This window comes from Cytobacillus mangrovibacter, assembly GCF_042865275.1.
Taxonomy (GTDB): Bacteria; Bacillota; Bacilli; order Bacillales; family Cytobacillaceae; genus Cytobacillus; species Cytobacillus mangrovibacter.
In genome coordinates this window covers 230,676-246,200 of record NZ_JBIACJ010000006.1, presented here as the reverse complement: position 1 = coordinate 246,200, position 15,525 = coordinate 230,676, and the positions used below count along the sequence as shown (strand labels likewise).

General features: G+C 38.3%; 16 protein-coding genes. 5 read left to right on the top strand and 11 right to left on the bottom strand.

Annotated features, from left to right (window positions below; translation table 11 throughout):
• Positions 1-10: 10 nt before the first annotated feature.
• The 6 genes from ACFYKT_RS13150 to ACFYKT_RS13125 form a co-directional block, all read right to left on the bottom strand.
• Positions 11-961, bottom strand: coding sequence for a cation diffusion facilitator family transporter (locus ACFYKT_RS13150; RefSeq protein ID WP_389220160.1), 951 nt, complete (start codon positions 959-961; stop codon positions 11-13).
• 137 nt (positions 962-1,098) lie between these two features.
• Positions 1,099-1,731 carry a response regulator transcription factor gene (locus tag ACFYKT_RS13145; protein ID WP_389220158.1) on the bottom strand — a complete coding sequence of 211 codons (633 nt, stop codon included), beginning with the start codon at positions 1,729-1,731 and terminating at the stop codon, positions 1,099-1,101.
• The gene (locus ACFYKT_RS13140) at positions 1,728-2,771 is read right to left on the bottom strand and encodes a sensor histidine kinase (RefSeq protein WP_389220156.1); all 1,044 of its coding nucleotides are present in this window, start codon (positions 2,769-2,771) and stop codon (positions 1,728-1,730) included. The genes ACFYKT_RS13145 and ACFYKT_RS13140 overlap by 4 nt, the downstream gene beginning before the upstream one ends.
• On the bottom strand, positions 2,768-3,502 hold the full coding sequence (liaF, locus tag ACFYKT_RS13135) for a cell wall-active antibiotics response protein LiaF (RefSeq protein ID WP_389220154.1): 735 nt from the start codon (positions 3,500-3,502) through the stop codon (positions 2,768-2,770). The genes ACFYKT_RS13140 and liaF overlap by 4 nt, the downstream gene beginning before the upstream one ends.
• A 109-nt stretch (positions 3,503-3,611) precedes the next feature.
• On the bottom strand, positions 3,612-4,259 hold the full coding sequence (locus ACFYKT_RS13130; protein ID WP_389220152.1) for a PspA/IM30 family protein: 648 nt from the start codon (positions 4,257-4,259) through the stop codon (positions 3,612-3,614).
• 255 nt (positions 4,260-4,514) lie between these two features.
• Complete coding sequence (locus ACFYKT_RS13125; RefSeq protein ID WP_389220150.1) at positions 4,515-4,859, bottom strand: lmo0954 family membrane protein; 345 nt, start codon at positions 4,857-4,859, stop codon at positions 4,515-4,517.
• Positions 4,860-5,092: 233 nt separating this feature from the next.
• On the opposite strand from ACFYKT_RS13125, the gene ACFYKT_RS13120 reads away from it, so the two are divergent.
• Together ACFYKT_RS13120 and ACFYKT_RS13115 are read left to right on the top strand one after the other, a co-directional pair.
• A complete protein-coding gene (locus tag ACFYKT_RS13120; protein WP_389220148.1) occupies positions 5,093-6,022 on the top strand; it encodes a VanW family protein in 930 nt (309 codons plus the stop codon).
• Between the two features lie 111 nt (positions 6,023-6,133).
• On the top strand, positions 6,134-7,660 hold the full coding sequence (locus tag ACFYKT_RS13115) for an FAD-dependent oxidoreductase (protein WP_389220147.1): 1,527 nt from the start codon (positions 6,134-6,136) through the stop codon (positions 7,658-7,660).
• A gap of 55 nt (positions 7,661-7,715) precedes the next feature.
• On the opposite strand, the gene ACFYKT_RS13110 is transcribed toward ACFYKT_RS13115, so the two are convergent.
• Both ACFYKT_RS13110 and ACFYKT_RS13105 read right to left on the bottom strand, forming a co-directional pair.
• On the bottom strand, positions 7,716-7,850 hold the full coding sequence (locus ACFYKT_RS13110) for a hypothetical protein (protein WP_389220146.1): 135 nt from the start codon (positions 7,848-7,850) through the stop codon (positions 7,716-7,718).
• A gap of 115 nt (positions 7,851-7,965) precedes the next feature.
• The gene (locus tag ACFYKT_RS13105; RefSeq protein WP_389220144.1) at positions 7,966-9,105 is read right to left on the bottom strand and encodes a DEAD/DEAH box helicase; all 1,140 of its coding nucleotides are present in this window, start codon (positions 9,103-9,105) and stop codon (positions 7,966-7,968) included.
• Positions 9,106-9,287: 182 nt separating this feature from the next.
• Here ACFYKT_RS13105 and ACFYKT_RS13100 point away from each other — a divergent pair, with 182 nt between their 5' ends.
• Positions 9,288-9,710 carry a hypothetical protein gene (locus ACFYKT_RS13100; RefSeq protein WP_389220143.1) on the top strand — a complete coding sequence of 141 codons (423 nt, stop codon included), beginning with the start codon at positions 9,288-9,290 and terminating at the stop codon, positions 9,708-9,710.
• 41 nt (positions 9,711-9,751) lie between these two features.
• Here ACFYKT_RS13100 and ACFYKT_RS13095 read toward each other — a convergent pair whose 3' ends face one another.
• Positions 9,752-11,209: an alanine/glycine:cation symporter family protein gene (locus tag ACFYKT_RS13095; protein WP_389220141.1), complete on the bottom strand. Its 1,458-nt coding sequence runs from the start codon at positions 11,207-11,209 to the stop codon at positions 9,752-9,754.
• Between the two features lie 294 nt (positions 11,210-11,503).
• On the opposite strand from ACFYKT_RS13095, the gene ACFYKT_RS13090 reads away from it, so the two are divergent.
• Both ACFYKT_RS13090 and ACFYKT_RS13085 read left to right on the top strand, forming a co-directional pair.
• Complete coding sequence (locus tag ACFYKT_RS13090) at positions 11,504-12,712, top strand: MFS transporter (protein ID WP_389220139.1); 1,209 nt, start codon at positions 11,504-11,506, stop codon at positions 12,710-12,712.
• Positions 12,713-13,137: 425 nt separating this feature from the next.
• Complete coding sequence (locus tag ACFYKT_RS13085) at positions 13,138-14,190, top strand: lactonase family protein (RefSeq protein ID WP_389220357.1); 1,053 nt, start codon at positions 13,138-13,140, stop codon at positions 14,188-14,190.
• 127 nt (positions 14,191-14,317) lie between these two features.
• Here ACFYKT_RS13085 and ACFYKT_RS13080 read toward each other — a convergent pair whose 3' ends face one another.
• Together ACFYKT_RS13080 and map are read right to left on the bottom strand one after the other, a co-directional pair.
• Positions 14,318-14,620 (bottom strand): hypothetical protein, encoded by a 303-nt coding sequence (locus ACFYKT_RS13080; RefSeq protein WP_389220138.1) that lies wholly within the window; start codon positions 14,618-14,620, stop codon positions 14,318-14,320.
• A 136-nt stretch (positions 14,621-14,756) separates the two neighbouring features.
• Positions 14,757-15,497, bottom strand: a complete 741-nt coding sequence (gene map, locus ACFYKT_RS13075; protein WP_389220136.1) for a type I methionyl aminopeptidase — start codon at positions 15,495-15,497, stop codon at positions 14,757-14,759.
• Positions 15,498-15,525 lie beyond the last annotated feature (28 nt).

Below are 15,525 nucleotides of genomic sequence, written 5' to 3'. Positions count from 1 at the left end.
CGTGGACACTTTATTTCCATGTTTGAATTTGATCAGTTTCTAATATCCCCATAGTGACATCACCAATATCAGGATCCTCAAATAGTTTATCTCTTACTCTAATTTTAATATCATCTGCAGCAGCAAGGGTAAGACCCTCAATTAATTCAATATAGCTTTCTACGTGGTACTTCCTACCTTCCTGCAATATTCTCAAGCTCTGTATGTCCACCACATTGACATCAGATAGTATAATGCCTGCGACCCTAGTCTCTACTTCTTTTGGAGCAGCAACTCCAATTAAACCTAAAGTATTCTCATAACCAATTTTGATTGCTATCCCTACTAAAAGAAGACCTATTAAGAGAGTTCCAATTCCATCAAGTATATAAAAACCAGTAAAATGCGCAATAACGATTGATACAAGGGCAAGTAAAGCACCGAATGTTGCAATAATGTCTTCATAAAAGACAAGACGTGTAGGAGGAGAGGCAAGTCTGACATTCTTCACCGCAACAGCGATAACGCCCAGCCCTTTAGCTACGCTCCTTGATTCATGTGCGATCTCTTTCATTGCCTTAAATAAAATCAAACCATCAATTAACACAGCGAACAGCATCACTCCTACATTAAGCCAAATATCTGTTGATTCCTTTGGATGCTGAATCAATTCCCAGCCTTTATGAATCGTTTCATACGCCATAATAGATATAACAATAACTGCCACCAAAACAAAAAGATTAATCACCCGTCCAAAACCTGTAGGGAATTTTTTCGTTGGTGCTTTCTCAGCTAAAGCACTTCCAAAAAAGACAAAGCCCTGATTCAAAGCATCTGCTAAGGAGTGAAGAGTCGTAGCAAGCATTGCCCCACTTCCACTTATCACTGCTGCCACCCCTTTAACGATAGCAAGAACCGTATTTCCAAGAGCCGCAATTCCTGAAGATTTATTCCCCTTCTTCACAAATCCAATAAATGACATTTCATCACCAGCCAATATGTAATTTTAACAATCCTACCATTTATTGTTCACCGCTAGAATATGTCACATCCATAAAAAAGAAAAAAGAGCTATAATTTTATTAGCTCTTTTCATCTGTTCTATTTTATTTACTTTCCTTATTCCACCAATGAATGCTTGAAGGCATAAATAACAGCCTGCGTGCGGTCTTGGACCTGCAATTTACTTAAGATATTACTTACATGCGTTTTTACTGTTTTCAAAGCAATAAATAACTCATCAGCAATTTCTTGATTTGTTTTTCCTTCAGTCATTAATAGAAGGATTTCCATCTCTCTTCCCGTCAGTTCTTCATGTGGAAGCTGCTTTGTTTTCTGTCGCATTTTCACCATCATTTTCCCCGTTACTTCTGGTTCTAGGACTGATTGACCATGATAGGTTGAGCGGACAGCATCAGCAATTTCACTTGCCTTCGATGTTTTCAGCATATAGCTTGTTGCTCCTGCTTCAAGTGCAGGATAGACTTTCTCATCATCTAGGAAGCTTGTGACAATAATGATCTTTGCTTCTGGCCACTGTTCAATAATATTTCTTGTGGATTCGATTCCATCCATTTCCTTCATCACTAAATCCATTAGAATAATGTCTGGGCGTAAGTCGAGGGCCATATCAATTGCTGTTTTCCCATTATCTGCTTCACCAATTACTTCAATATCAGGCTGCGCCGACAGATATGAAGAAACACCAATCCTTACCATTTCATGATCATCAACAAACAATACTTTAATCATTGGCCCCCACCCTTTGCACTCATTATTGGAACTCTCACTTCAAGACGTGTTCCGCTATTTTTCAAACTAATAATCTTCATTGAACCGCCAACCTCCACAGCTCGTTCATACATATTTTGCATTCCGTATGAACCTGCTTTCGCCTCCTCGACATTAAAACCAATCCCATCATCAACTACTCGTAAAATAACAAACTCATCCCTCTGAATAAGCAGTACCTCAAGTGTTGTGGATTTAGCATGTCGAAGTGTATTGGAGACAGATTCCTGGAGGATGCGGAATAGATGGTCTTCGATCCCTTTATCAAGAGGAAAATCCTCGACCTTCCACTTAATATCCATTGTTACCTTTTGCGATAACTCAAATAACAATTCTTCAATTCCTTCTTGCAATGTCTTTCCTTTTAATGCAACTGGCCTTAAATGAAGCAGAAGTGCTCGCATTTCTAACTGTGACTGATGGATCATTTCCTCAACCATTTTCAATTGCTTTGTTTCACGATCATCTGTTTTCGACTTTGTTTCATTAATCGCAGACATCATCATTGATGCCGCAAAAAGCTGCTGGCTAACAGAATCATGAAGTTCACGAGCCAGACGGTTTCTTTCCTGTGAAATAATTTCCTGCATTCGACTCTCGATATCCTCTGCCTTCTCTGTCGCAAGCTTCTGAGAAAGCTTTGCCTGTTCAGCAATTTGCTTTTGAATTTTTCCAACTCTGCTTACGATTGATTGGAGCTCAGACCCAGCATTTATTTCACTAATCTCCAGCTGCCTGCCTTCTTCAATTTGATGGAGCCAGCTGTCAACCGATTGGATTTGTTTTTTCCAATGAACACCTGATACTAAGCCAAACAAAATACCAATTACAATACTTACACTTGGTACAAATATAATAAAGGGGATGTCCATGACATCCGTTTCCCATAAGGTTCGCCAATCAATAAATGGAAAGCGGATGAAAAACGAAATTGTAAACGAGGCACAAATAAAGATGGCGAGTCCCGCCCCCCAAACCATTTGCCGCTGAATTGTACTCATACACGCTTCACCTCTAAATCACCAACTAGTAAAGAAGTGAAGATCTTAATCCGTTGTTCGGACTGAGTAAATCCTGGCGTTTGCACTTGTGTGGATTGGTTAAATATTTTCGTCTCTTGAAAGTCAAAGATTTCCGTGGCCCCTGCAATAACTGAATGATTGACACTAACTTCGACATCATATGGAACTAGCACATGAATATTGCCAACAAAGTTGCGAATGAAAATTACCGTTTCACCCTTTGGCAAAACTGTATAGCTTAAATCAATAATGGTATCACCAATGCCTGCTTGGATATTGATGTCGCTCCACTCATAGCCTTGTTCCGGTGTTTTTTGCTGTCCGAATAATTGGTTTGAGAAAAGGGACTGTTTCTTAATGACTGTTTCTTTTTCAAGTATTGGGCTTGGTTCCTTAATCACAGGTTTAATATGTGCAGGTTTTCGCTTTGACTGCACAAATTGAATAAAGAAATGTAACAGAATTGCTAGTAAGAAAAACTTTAAGGTCATCATGCTAAAAATACTAATAATTAAAAGAATAATTCCTGACCAAAAAAGGAGTTTTCCAGATGTTTTTGGCATCCATTTTCTCCCTATGTAAATCATGCCGATTTCGATAAGAAGGGAGAAAATTAGGCCACTGTTAAAAAAGGAAAATTCCAAAAAGAGGACGACTATTCCCAGCAATACAATCCAACTGACATACTCACTTTTTACTTTATTTAACATCGGGTTTCCTCCCTTCTATGCTGCCGAAACTTTATGCACGACTTGCCCATATTATTAAAGTTTGAAAAGGCGTAGCTGTCCTACGCCTTTTTAGAATACCATGTTTCTCCTATGAAATAGAATGAGTTTCTTCTTTTTTCATATCTTTTTCTAATTGTGCGATGCGAGCATCAATTGTATCACGATAGTATGAGCTATTTACTTGATTTTCGAGACGGTCAAGATAAGTCTCAATTTCCTGAAAGCGTGAGTAGGATTCATTCGAATACGTATGATTATCAAGCACTTTGTTTATCTTATTGTTGGCACGAGTCACATTTTCGCGTCCCATTAATTCCATACGGCGAATATGCATATCTTTTAGCTTATGCTTCATTTCTTCATATTTTCTTTCTAACTCAGCAAGCTGTTGAACCGCTTGACTTAATACATCCTGTAAACGAGCAGCACGCTCTGCATATTGGTCATGCTCATGTGAAGCAAATACGTACAATTCATTTTCTCCAGCTTTTGAAGCAATTTCTGCTTGACGCTTTCGTTTATTAGCAATTTCTTGTGCTTGGTTGTATTCGCGAGTGAATTCTTCTTTGAGTGTGTACTGGCGTTCTAATAGTTTGCGTACCTTTTCGGTTTCTGCTTCACATTCACGTAAGTATTGATTTAATAAGGTGATTGGATTCTTGTTTTCCTTTTTATCTAATACTTCGTTGATATCTGCTAATACGGTATTTTTAATGCGTGTAAATAGGTTTGACATTCTACTCTCTCCTTGGAAAATAATTTTTTTTGTAAATTTATTGCTTAATGAAATGTAGTTGGTAGAGGTTGATTTGCGCTTCAGGCGTTCGCTTTCCGCGGGGTGGGCGCTGAGCCTCATCGGCGCTAAAGCGCCTGCGGGGTCTCAGCTGTCCCACTACTCCCGCAGGAGTCTCACGCCTTCCGCTCCAATCAACCAAACTTTTTTTGGTAAACAGATTTATTCACAAAACTTATTTATACACTCTTTTACAACTTAGTTCTTGTTCAAGTCTGCCCATTGTTTTTCGAAATTTACGAATGGATCGTTTGTTTCAACTACTGTTGTTTTTTTGTTATTCCAATTTTTATATACAAGGTATAAGGCGTATGCAGCGGCGATTCCTAGGATTGCTGGGATATTTGCTGCGGAAGCCATAAGGGCAATAACTCCAATGATGCCCCATGCCACTTTACCTAGAGTTGAATCCTCTTTAATGAATTGTTTGAAAACGAAGTACAGGATGGCTAAGCTGATTACTAGCCCGATTATTGGGCCTAAGTTTGATAGCAGCACCATTGCTGCAATTCCTCCTGCTATAAGTAAACCAAATTTTTTCATGTTCGTTTCCTCCTTTCTTGATTTCATCTTACCTTGATTCACGTTTTCCTATAACGAGCCTGAGCTTTATTTTCATCTAAGACCTGAGGCCGAGTACACGTGCGGTCTGAGGTTAGACACTAAAATTTTGTTGGAATTGAATCGATTGTTTAGCCCCTTACTTACTCTATTAATAGAAGCTTTACATGAAATCTTTTCTCTTATCCATACTAGTCTTAGGAGGTGTTTGAACGATGAGCCCTGCTTGGTTAATTGGACTTTTGCTATTTATACAGCCTGCCAACCTGCCTAACCATTTAACTATTGAAAACGACGGGGAAATGATCACAACTATTAACCGTTCTGACTATATTCTGACGTTTCCGGGTATTCCTTTAATTGATTTAGAGAAATATCAGTTATTTCTTGAGGAACTGGATAAGCAAACTTATAAGCCACCTATGAATGCTTATATTGATGATAGAGGGAGAGTCATCGAGGGGGAACTGGGGAGCAGATTATACCGTAAAGCGTTCAATGATTTATTCTACTCATATTTTTATAAACCAACAACGGCAAGAGTGGAGATTCCTATGCTTCCCATTCACCCAAGAGTGGACCGGGATCTCATCCTGCGTATACATGTGATGAAGATAGGACATTATGCAACATATTTCAATCGAAATAATAAAGCACGCTCCCACAATATTTCCCTTGCAGCCGAAGCAATTAATAATCATGTAGTGTTTCCGGGTGAGACTTTTTCTTTCAATCGTGTAGTGGGAAAGAGAACGAAGGAACGCGGCTATATGCGGGCACCGGTTATTGTGCGAGGAGAATTATCTGAAGACATTGGGGGAGGCATTTGCCAAGTATCTTCCACCCTTTTTAACGCTGCTGACCGCGCCGGCTTAAAAATGGTAGAACGCTACTCTCATTCAAAAAACGTCACATATGTTCCTCCTGGCAGGGATGCAACTGTTAGTTGGTATGGTCCAGATTTCAGCTTTTTAAATGAATATAGTTTACCCCTGCTTATTCGCGCAAAAGCAATAGGCGGACAAATGCTTATTGAAATATTTTCTTCAGATGAAATTGACTATGAACCTCGGTCTGTTCCTGGAGCTATTAAAACTCCTCCACAAGAAATACAGATTGAAGCAGACTATGTGCCAAGTGGATGAAATACGTGAAAAGTCCATACCTATTACCCTTTCTTACAATCCATTGGCATTGTATACAAAGCGTGTTTATTGGAAAAATAATCAATAGGAATAGTTTAGAGGAGGATCGATATGACAGCTAATTTTAAAATGCCGCAATACCCAGAGTCTTATTGGAGGGAGATTAAACTCCCATCATTTAGTAAGCTAACAGAACATACTTCTGTTGACATTGCGATTGTTGGCGGAGGAATCACTGGGATTACAGCCGGATATTTACTTGTAAAGGAAGGGTTCAAGGTAGGGATTTTGGAAGCTGGGAAAATCCTTAGTGGGACAACTGGACATACCTCAGCAAAAATAACGGCTCAGCATGGATTGATTTATGATGAATTAATCAATCATTTTGGGTTAGAAAAAGCAACTCTTTACTACAAAGCCGCCAGTGAAGCGCAGGAATTTATTCAAACGACTGTAAAAGAAAAAGAGATTGATTGTGATTTAAGTATGGAAGATGCTTTTATTTATGCCACAACTGATGAATATGCACAAAAAATAGAAAGTGAACTAGTCGCCTATGAGAAAATTGGAATTAACGGTGGATTAACAGATGGCTTGCCTTTTGATATCAAAACAAAAATTGCTTTAAATATGAGGGATCAAGCTCAATTTCATCCACTTAAATACTTAGAAAGATTAGTACAGGATTTCGTAGAAGCTGGCGGGGTAATATATGAAGGCACTACCGCAACGGATATTGGTGAAGGTGACCATCCCGTTATTATTACTAGGGATGGACATCGAGTAAAATGCAAACATGTTATCGCTGCATCCCATTTCCCCTTTGTAGATATGATGGGGTTTTATTTTGCGCGGATGTATCAGGAACGTTCGTATGTTCTTGGGGTAAGAACAAAAAAGGAGTTTCCAGGTGGAATGTATATTAGTGCAGATAATCCAACCCGTTCCCTCCGATATACACCTTATAATGGCGAAAAACTAATCCTAGTAGGCGGTGAGAGTCATAAACCGGGACAAGGAATGGATATGATGAAACATTATGAAGCATTGGAGGCTTTTACAGAAGAAGTTCTTGGAATCACTGAATTCCCCTACCGCTGGTCTACACAAGATTTGATTACGAGTGACAAAGTGCCTTATATCGGTCCTATTACATCGAAGAAGTCCAACATCTATGTTGCAACAGGTTACCGGAAATGGGGCATGACAAATGGGACAACAGCTGCCATACTCTTGAAAGACATGATCATCAACAAAGAAAACCCTTATCAAGAACTATTTAATCCCGCTAGATTTCAGGCAGATCCTAGCACGAAAAAGATGATCTCCATTAATACAGACGTCGCAAAACATTTAATTAAAGGAAAGCTTGAAGTTGTTCAAAAAGAACCAGGTGACCTAGTAAATGATGAAGGTGCAGTCGTCATGATCAATGGAAAAAGGGCAGGAGCTTATAGAGATACGGATGGCCAACTCCATCTTGTTGATACAACATGCACACATATGGGCTGCGAAACAGAATGGAATGATGGCGAAAGAACCTGGGATTGTCCTTGCCATGGATCACGTTTTTCATATGATGGCGAAGTTTTTAATGGACCAGCGAAGGAACCGTTAAAAAGGATTGATTTAGACTAAAGAATAAATACGAAAAAATCCTCTTCAATTTGAAAGAGGATTTTTTTAATTATAGTTAATCTTGTCTGCGGTTCTTTTGCTTATCATTGCTCCCTGTTGTAAACTCAACTAGTTCAGAGCTTGTTCGATTCCCTTTTTTTGCATTTTTATTTCGTTCTGCATTAGCATTGCCTTGCTTTTGTCTGCCCATCATTACCTCTCCTTTTTCACTTTCTCAAAGGTAGTATGAGCGACTATTTGCCCTGTTATTCAGTGATCTTTTCTATTTACTCGCGGATAGACATCCTAAACTAGCATTTTCGGCCTTACCTTTGTGCTAGCTCCACAATTTTGCCGCCTCGCATCACTTTTTTCTCTGCTTGCACACCAAGCTCTTGTGTAAATTTCTTTAGTTCTCTCTCTTCCCTATCCGTAACAATCGAAATGACCGTCCCTTTTGCACCGAATCGTCCAGTTCTGCCAGAACGATGTACATATTGCTTAAGATCCCTTGGAAAATCCATATGAACCACATGTGTCACACCTTTAATATCTAACCCACGTGCAGCTACATCGGTTGCAAGAAGCATATTTGTTTTTCCTGTACGGAAGTCTTGCAAGGATTTCTGACGATCCATCTTGTTTAAGTCACTATGTAAAGAGCTCGTACTGATATGGTTATAATCTAGTTTTTCAGACATGACCGTTAGATTTCCGATATCTTTAACAAAAACAAGTACTTTTGCATCCTCAAGCCTTGAAATTTTTTCGATCAGCTTCAGTTTATCCCTTTGTTCTGCCATAAAGTAAATATGGTCAACTGAAGCTGCATCGATTGTGTCATCCTTTTCCACTCGAATAACTTCAGGATTGTTTGTCAATTCCTTTGCAATCTTTTCAGTTACTGCTGGAAGTGTTGCCGAAAAAAGGACAACTTGACGATCGCTTAATGTTGATTTAATTATGTTTCTTATGGTCTCTATATGTTCTGGGACAAGCAGCTGATCTCCTTCGTCAAGGATGACTGTCTTTACCTCATGCATTTTAAGCTTTTTTTGTTTGATCAGTTCAAGCATTCTGCCTGGAGTACCCAGAGCAATATGAGGGTGTTTTTTTAACTTTTCCAGCTGCCTTTTGACATTTGCTCCGCCGATAAAAGACGCAGACCTTATCCCACTGCCTTCTCCCCATTTTTGTATTTCCTGCAAAATCTGCATAACAAGCTCTTGTGATGGTGCTATTATTACAGCCTGTACAGCCCTTTTCTCTGCATCTATTTTTTCTAATAATGGAAGCAAGTAGGCAAGTGTCTTACCTGTACCAGTAGGTGATTCTGCAATAAGATCCTTTCCTTCAATCCCCGCTGGAATGGTTCTTGTCTGAATCGTTGTTGGCTGCTCAAATTCTGACTTTTCCCAAGCCGACTGTATAAATGGCTTTAATTGGCTTATAAGTGAATGTGTCATATATATCTCCTTTATATCATCTAATATGATCGAAATGCATCTATGTACTATTTATTAGTATCCTCAAAAATGAGTTTCGTTATTGATACTATCTTATGAATGAAAGGATGTCTAGTGGCTTGATCATCCCAGTTATCACATAATGAGAATCATTTTGGCTATATTATGAATGAGGTGATGTTTTGATTTTAAGGACTGCTCTCATTGTGTTAATGACTTTTTTCATTAACGCTTCAAGTGTCCCTGCTCAAGCAAATAAAAACATTGAGATGTATGATATTGAACAGAAGATTGTAATAAAAACAATAACAAGAAAACCCTATATCCAAAAGAACTCGGAAATAATACTTCAGGGGATTAGTGATGTATATAAAAAGATTAATCCTATACCGATTAAAGGACTGATGGTAAAAATTCCATTGGATCCATCAATACATGTTTCAAATCAATGGATAGATTCTATAGTGGATGAATTGATTGTATTCTTTCCAGAGGAGGAAGAACCATTCATTATGGTGTATGACGATGAAAACAACATTTATTTTTTTTCCATTGATAAGAAAGTTAATACAGCAAATCTTTTTTTATTGTTACTTCACCATTAAAAAAGATGTTCAGCTGTAGCTGAACATCTTTTACTAAGTCATTAAGATACTTTCTCTGTTTTCTTTTCCTCTTGATATCCATTTTCCCAATAATCCGCATTCTTAATACCAAGCTTTGTTGAGTTGAAGACAGGGTCAAGTCCCTGTTTCTTTTGTGCCTCATAATCTTTTAAGGCAATTAATGCCGGTTTTGCAAGAATTAGAATGGCTATAATATTCAACCATACCATTAGTCCTAAACCAACGTCCCCTAATGCCCAAGCTAGGCCAGCTGTTTTAACAGCACCATAGAATGTAGAACCAAGCAATACAAATTTCAAGATAAACGTTGGCCATTTAGACTTTTTGAATAAGTAAGCAACATTCGTTTCAGCCATATAGTAATAGGCCATGATTGTAGTAAATGCAAAGAAGAATAATGAGATTGCTACGAATCCAGCTCCAAAGCCAGGTAACACAGTTTCAACTGCAGCCTGTGTAAATCCAGGACCTGCTTCAACTCCAGGCAATCCTTCTCTAATCATCGTTTCTCCATCGGCACCGACGGTATTAAACATACCTGTAAACAAGATCATAAAAGCAGTAGCAGAACATACTAATAGTGTATCAATATAGACTGCTGCAGCCTGAACCAACCCTTGTTTTGCCGGATGAGATACTTCTGCAGCTGCTGCAGCGTGTGGACCTGTACCTTGTCCTGCTTCATTCGAGTAGATTCCACGCTTAACGCCCCATGCAATTGCACTACCGAGAATTCCACCAAACGCAGCATCAGCACCAAAAGCACTACTAAAAATTAATCCAATAACTCCAGGTAATTCTGTGATATTTACTCCGATAATTATAAGTGCTACTAGCATATACCCAATAGCCATAAATGGAACCGCATATTGAGCAACTGTTGCAATTCTCTTTACTCCACCAAAGATAATTAAGGCTAATAAGAATATAACAATAAATCCAGTTACACTTGTATTCATTCCAAATGCATTCTCCATTGCAAGCGCAATCGAATTGGATTGAATTCCTGGCATTAGCAATGCCATTGCTAATAACGCAGAGATGGCGAAAAGGACGGCAAACCATTTGATTCCAATACCCTTTTCAATGTAGAATGCAGGTCCACCACGATATACTCCATCTTTTTTCACTTTATAAATTTGAGCTAAAGTGGATTCAATGTATGAAGTTCCCGCTCCGATGAAGGCAATCGCCCACATCCAGAAAACAGCACCCGGTCCACCCATTGCAATAGCTGTAGCTGTACCAGCGATGTTACCAGTTCCTACACGGCCAGAAAGAGAAATAGATAATGCCTGGAAAGATGAAACACCCGCTTCAGAACTTTTTCCTTGAAACATTAGCTTGAACATTTCTTTAATATGTCTAACTTGTAAAAACCTCGTTAAAACTGAAAAAAGCAATCCTACAGCTAGACAGATGTAAATTACTGGTGTACTCCATAGAATACCATTTAAGCCATTAACAAAACCCTCCAAAAGTAATCCCCCTCTTTTTGTATATTCTGAATCTTTTACCTATTAAGAATTATAAAACAAGCAATTGAATAATACAATCATTATTTTCTTGCCTATGTAATAATTCCAAAGTACCACAAAATTGTTATATATAAATATTATAAGTGGTTCTCTGTACTAATACAATAACATTTTCAATAAACTATATATTCATCGTTTTCCCCCTTTTGTTTGAATCCCTTCAATTCCCTCCAAAAATACGTTATACTATTTAGAGAAACGAAACAATTAACCAAAAAGAAGGGTGGATAACTGATGAATCATGATTCAAAACGTAATTTAGTCATCATGTGGTTCGCCAATTTCTTTATTGCCGGCAGCATGACAATGGTTTTACCTTTTATCTCTCTTTATATCGAGACCTTTGGGAACTACTCTGCTTCTTATGTACAGCATTGGTCTGGATGGACTTTTGCGATTACCTTTGTCACCGCTTTTATTTTTTCACCAATTTGGGGAAGAATTGGCGATTTGTTCGGACGAAAGAAGATACTCATATTCTCAGGAATTGGCATGGGAATTTCCATTTTCCTGATGGGATTTGTCACTTCTGTTTGGCAGCTTTTTATGCTTCGACTTGCCATGGGAATCTTCACAGGCTTTGTTGGCATGTCCCAAGCTTTCATTTCTACTCAAACACCGAAAGAGATTGCCGGAAAAGTGATGGGAACTTTGCAAACGGGGAGTATAACTGGTTCTCTGATGGGACCATTACTCGGGGGAATTCTCGCCGATACATTCGGCTATGCAGACACCTTTAAGTGGACTTCCATTTCCATATTTATCTCTGCTTTTCTTGTTATATTTACGATTGAGAAAAAATTAGCAAGCAAGGAAGGCACTAAAACAAGTTATACAAGCAAAGAAGTCATTCTTCATATTATTCGCAACCCCGTCCTCCTAACAGTCCTGCTTATTTCATCACTCATCCAGATTGCTCATTTTAGCATACAGCCAATTCTATCCTTATATGTCAGTGAATTGCATGGACCTGAAAATCTAGCGTTCTTTGCAGGAATTGCTTTTTCTGCTGCAGGACTTGGTAATTTAATAATGGCTAGACAATGGGGAAAAATTGCCGATCGGTATGGCTATGTCAAAATCCTTGTCATTTTGTTATTCATGGCTGGTGTCTTCTACCTCCCTGGTGGATTTGTAACGAGTATGTGGCAGCTTGTGCTTGTTCGCTTTGCACTTGGTGTGACGATTGGCGGGATTATTCCAGTCCGTATCGCCTATATTCGACAAGAAGCCCCGATCGCGATGCAAGGAGAGGTTCTTGGCTACAATACAAGCCTACGTTTCTTCGGGAATATCATCGGGCCTGTAATGGGTGGGCTTATTTCTGGCTACTTCGGCTTCACAGCTGTATTCATTTCAACTAGCATTCTCCTCATCCTAAGTGGAGTCATTCTATTAGTTTCTCTGCACCGCCATCCGAAATTAGTGAGAGGTACGGCCTAAACTATATAAAAAGCCCTTGGCTACTCGATAAAAGGAAGATTCACAAAAGACTTTGTGGTTCCAAAACATAACAGCAATTTTTTTATTCGCTGTACATCTATGGTACATTTAAGATAAATCTAAAAAACTTTTGGCCTTGTTATGTTTCATTGTTGATTTTTATGCTATATGGAGAATTTATAAGCAGAGGATTTCCGGCTAAATCGTGAGAGGAAGCTTAATAAGCAGGTATAAGCGGAGAAATTCCGATTAACTGCTCTAAATATGACAAAATCCAAAGATTAGGTTACTTTAAACGGAAAAACTTCCTTTATTATTATGGAAATATGGTATTTCCCGATTTAAAAGGAATCTTCCCGTTTATTTCTCTAATACAGTAAAAACAACATTTAGTTATAACAGAGCCAACTTTTTAAGGAGCGTTTATAATGGAGGGCACTAAACTAATTGGTTATGTTGGTACCTACACAAAAGGCAATAGTGAGGGAATCTATACATTTTTGTTAAACACTGAGACAGGCAAAATAACTGATATTAAGCTTGCTGCTAAATTAGATAATCCAACCTATTTAGCCATTAGCAGCGATAATCAATTTCTGTATTCTGTTATTAAAGAAGGAGAAGCCGGCGGAATTGCCGCATTCAAGATCATTGATGGTGAATTAATTATGATAAACAAACAAGTGACAGACGGGGCACCTCCTTGTCATGTAAGTATAGATATGACATCTTCTCATGCCTTTAGTGCAAATTACCATAAAGGCACGGTTGAATCCTTTTTAATCGACGAAAAAGATGGTTCCGTATTACCTGCTAGTTCAATAATCAAACACAAAAGTCAGGAAGGTGATAACAGTCCACATACTCATTATGCTTCCACTACTCCTGACGAGAAATATATTATCGCTGTCGACCTCGGAATCGACCAGGTCATTCTTTATGATGTTAAGAATGGACTATTAACAGAGAAAAACAGCTATTCTGTTCCCCCAGGCAGCGGTCCAAGACATCTTGTATTCCATCCGAACGGAGAATATGTTTATATCATGACTGAATTTAGTTCGGAGATCATAGCGTTTCAATATGACTCTGAGACAGCCAGCCTAACCCGTTATCAAAACATCTCTACTATTCCTGAAGACTTCCGGGAAAATAACCAAGGAAGTGCTATTCATATCTCTTCTGATGGCCGGTACATATACGCAGGAAATCGTGGACATGATAGTATTGCTATATTTACAGTAAATCCCGAATCAGGAAAGCTGACTTTCATTGAACATACTTCAACCCTAGGAAATTGGCCACGAGACTTTGCGCTGGACCCGACTGAAAATTTCATGGTTATTTCCAATCAAAATTCCAATAATCTTGTTTTATTTTCAAGAGATAAATTGACTGGAAAGCTAACATTACTTCAATCAGATATCGCAGTCCCTGAACCAGTTTGCGTTAAATTCTTGAACATCATGGATAAGTAATAAAATAGCCCTCCATTTATTTCGGAGGGCTTTTAATTAGGTGAATTAATTTAAGTGTGTGCATAATAGAGGAATGAATTAGAAGGATGTATCTCGCTAACGTTGAATATAGACAGTTTAATAAAGGTTAGGACATCCCCATTGTTTTTTTTATCCGATGGATATCTTTTTTATTTTGCCAAGTATCTTCTTTTAATACTCCGACACTATCTTCAATTCCTTTTAATTGTTCTTTTATTTCTCCTATTTCTTTTGCATTTTGCAGCCTGAGTTCACTTATTTCGGCTTTTAGCACTTCTTGTCCATTTCTTAAGCCGCTCAAAATCCCTGTGTGCTCTTTAAGCGTTTCTCCCTGCAATTTAAGAGTTTCTTCTTGCCGGTCAAGCTTCCCATTAATTTGTTCTAAGACTTTTAGAATTTCCTTTTCCATCTATTATCCCCTCCTTTCAATTCTCCTTAAGTATATCATTTCATAGAAAGAATACATATATAAATAAAAAGTAAACAACCACCAGCCCCGATAATATGTTCCTGGCTGATGGTTTCGTTTACGATATTAATCGTTACTATCTTGTAATAATAATCGGTTCATCTTTCGTAACAATTAACGTATGCTCACATTGCGCTACTGAGCTTTTGTTTCTTGTTACAAATGTCCAGCCATCATCAAGCTCAATCACTTCTTCTGCTCCAGTAGATATGAACGGTTCAAAAGCAAGAACCATACCATCCTTTAATAATTGAGAGTCCCATGGCTCAAAATAATTTAAAATATGATCAGGTTTTTCGTGCAAGGAACGTCCAATTCCATGACCCGTCAGATTTTTAATAACCGTATAGCCGTGCTGGTTAGCCGTTCGATTTACTACTTTTCCAATCATGCTTAGCTTTGCGCCAGCTTTTATTTTTTTCAGCCCTTCTTCAAATGCTAATTTTGCTGTCTCGCATAGCTTTTCTAATTTTTCATCGTCCCCAACGACAATAGACAAGCCCGTATCAGCAAAATATCCATTCTTTGACCCAGATACATCTATATTCACAAGGTCGCCTTCCTGAATGACCCGTTTTCCTGGTATTCCATGAGCAACTTCTTCATTTACACTTATGCAAGTGAATCCTGGGAAATCATATTCTCCCTTCGGACCTGACAAAGCACCATGCTTTTCAAATAGCTCGCCAGCATAATCATCCAGTTCCTTTGTTGTAACGCCTGGCTTCGTCATTGCAATTATTTCATCCCTAATAAGTGCAACAATTTTGCCGATTTCTTTCAATCCATTTAAATCTTCTTCTGTTTTCACAATCATTTTGATTTCCTGCCTTTTACTTTATATA

Coding starts and splice junctions, on each gene's coding strand:
- ACFYKT_RS13150 (WP_389220160.1), bottom strand. CDS start 961: ATGTCATTTATTGGATTTGTGAAGAAGGGGAATAAATCTTCAGGAATT.
- ACFYKT_RS13145 (WP_389220158.1), bottom strand. CDS start 1,731: ATGATTAAAGTATTGTTTGTTGATGATCATGAAATGGTAAGGATTGGT.
- ACFYKT_RS13140 (WP_389220156.1), bottom strand. CDS start 2,771: ATGAGTACAATTCAGCGGCAAATGGTTTGGGGGGCGGGACTCGCCATC.
- liaF (WP_389220154.1), bottom strand. CDS start 3,502: ATGTTAAATAAAGTAAAAAGTGAGTATGTCAGTTGGATTGTATTGCTG.
- ACFYKT_RS13130 (WP_389220152.1), bottom strand. CDS start 4,259: ATGTCAAACCTATTTACACGCATTAAAAATACCGTATTAGCAGATATC.
- ACFYKT_RS13125 (WP_389220150.1), bottom strand. CDS start 4,859: ATGAAAAAATTTGGTTTACTTATAGCAGGAGGAATTGCAGCAATGGTG.
- ACFYKT_RS13120 (WP_389220148.1), top strand. CDS start 5,093: ATGAGCCCTGCTTGGTTAATTGGACTTTTGCTATTTATACAGCCTGCC.
- ACFYKT_RS13115 (WP_389220147.1), top strand. CDS start 6,134: ATGACAGCTAATTTTAAAATGCCGCAATACCCAGAGTCTTATTGGAGG.
- ACFYKT_RS13110 (WP_389220146.1), bottom strand. CDS start 7,850: ATGGGCAGACAAAAGCAAGGCAATGCTAATGCAGAACGAAATAAAAAT.
- ACFYKT_RS13105 (WP_389220144.1), bottom strand. CDS start 9,105: ATGACACATTCACTTATAAGCCAATTAAAGCCATTTATACAGTCGGCT.
- ACFYKT_RS13090 (WP_389220139.1), top strand. CDS start 11,504: ATGAATCATGATTCAAAACGTAATTTAGTCATCATGTGGTTCGCCAAT.
- ACFYKT_RS13080 (WP_389220138.1), bottom strand. CDS start 14,620: ATGGAAAAGGAAATTCTAAAAGTCTTAGAACAAATTAATGGGAAGCTT.
- map (WP_389220136.1), bottom strand. CDS start 15,497: ATGATTGTGAAAACAGAAGAAGATTTAAATGGATTGAAAGAAATCGGC.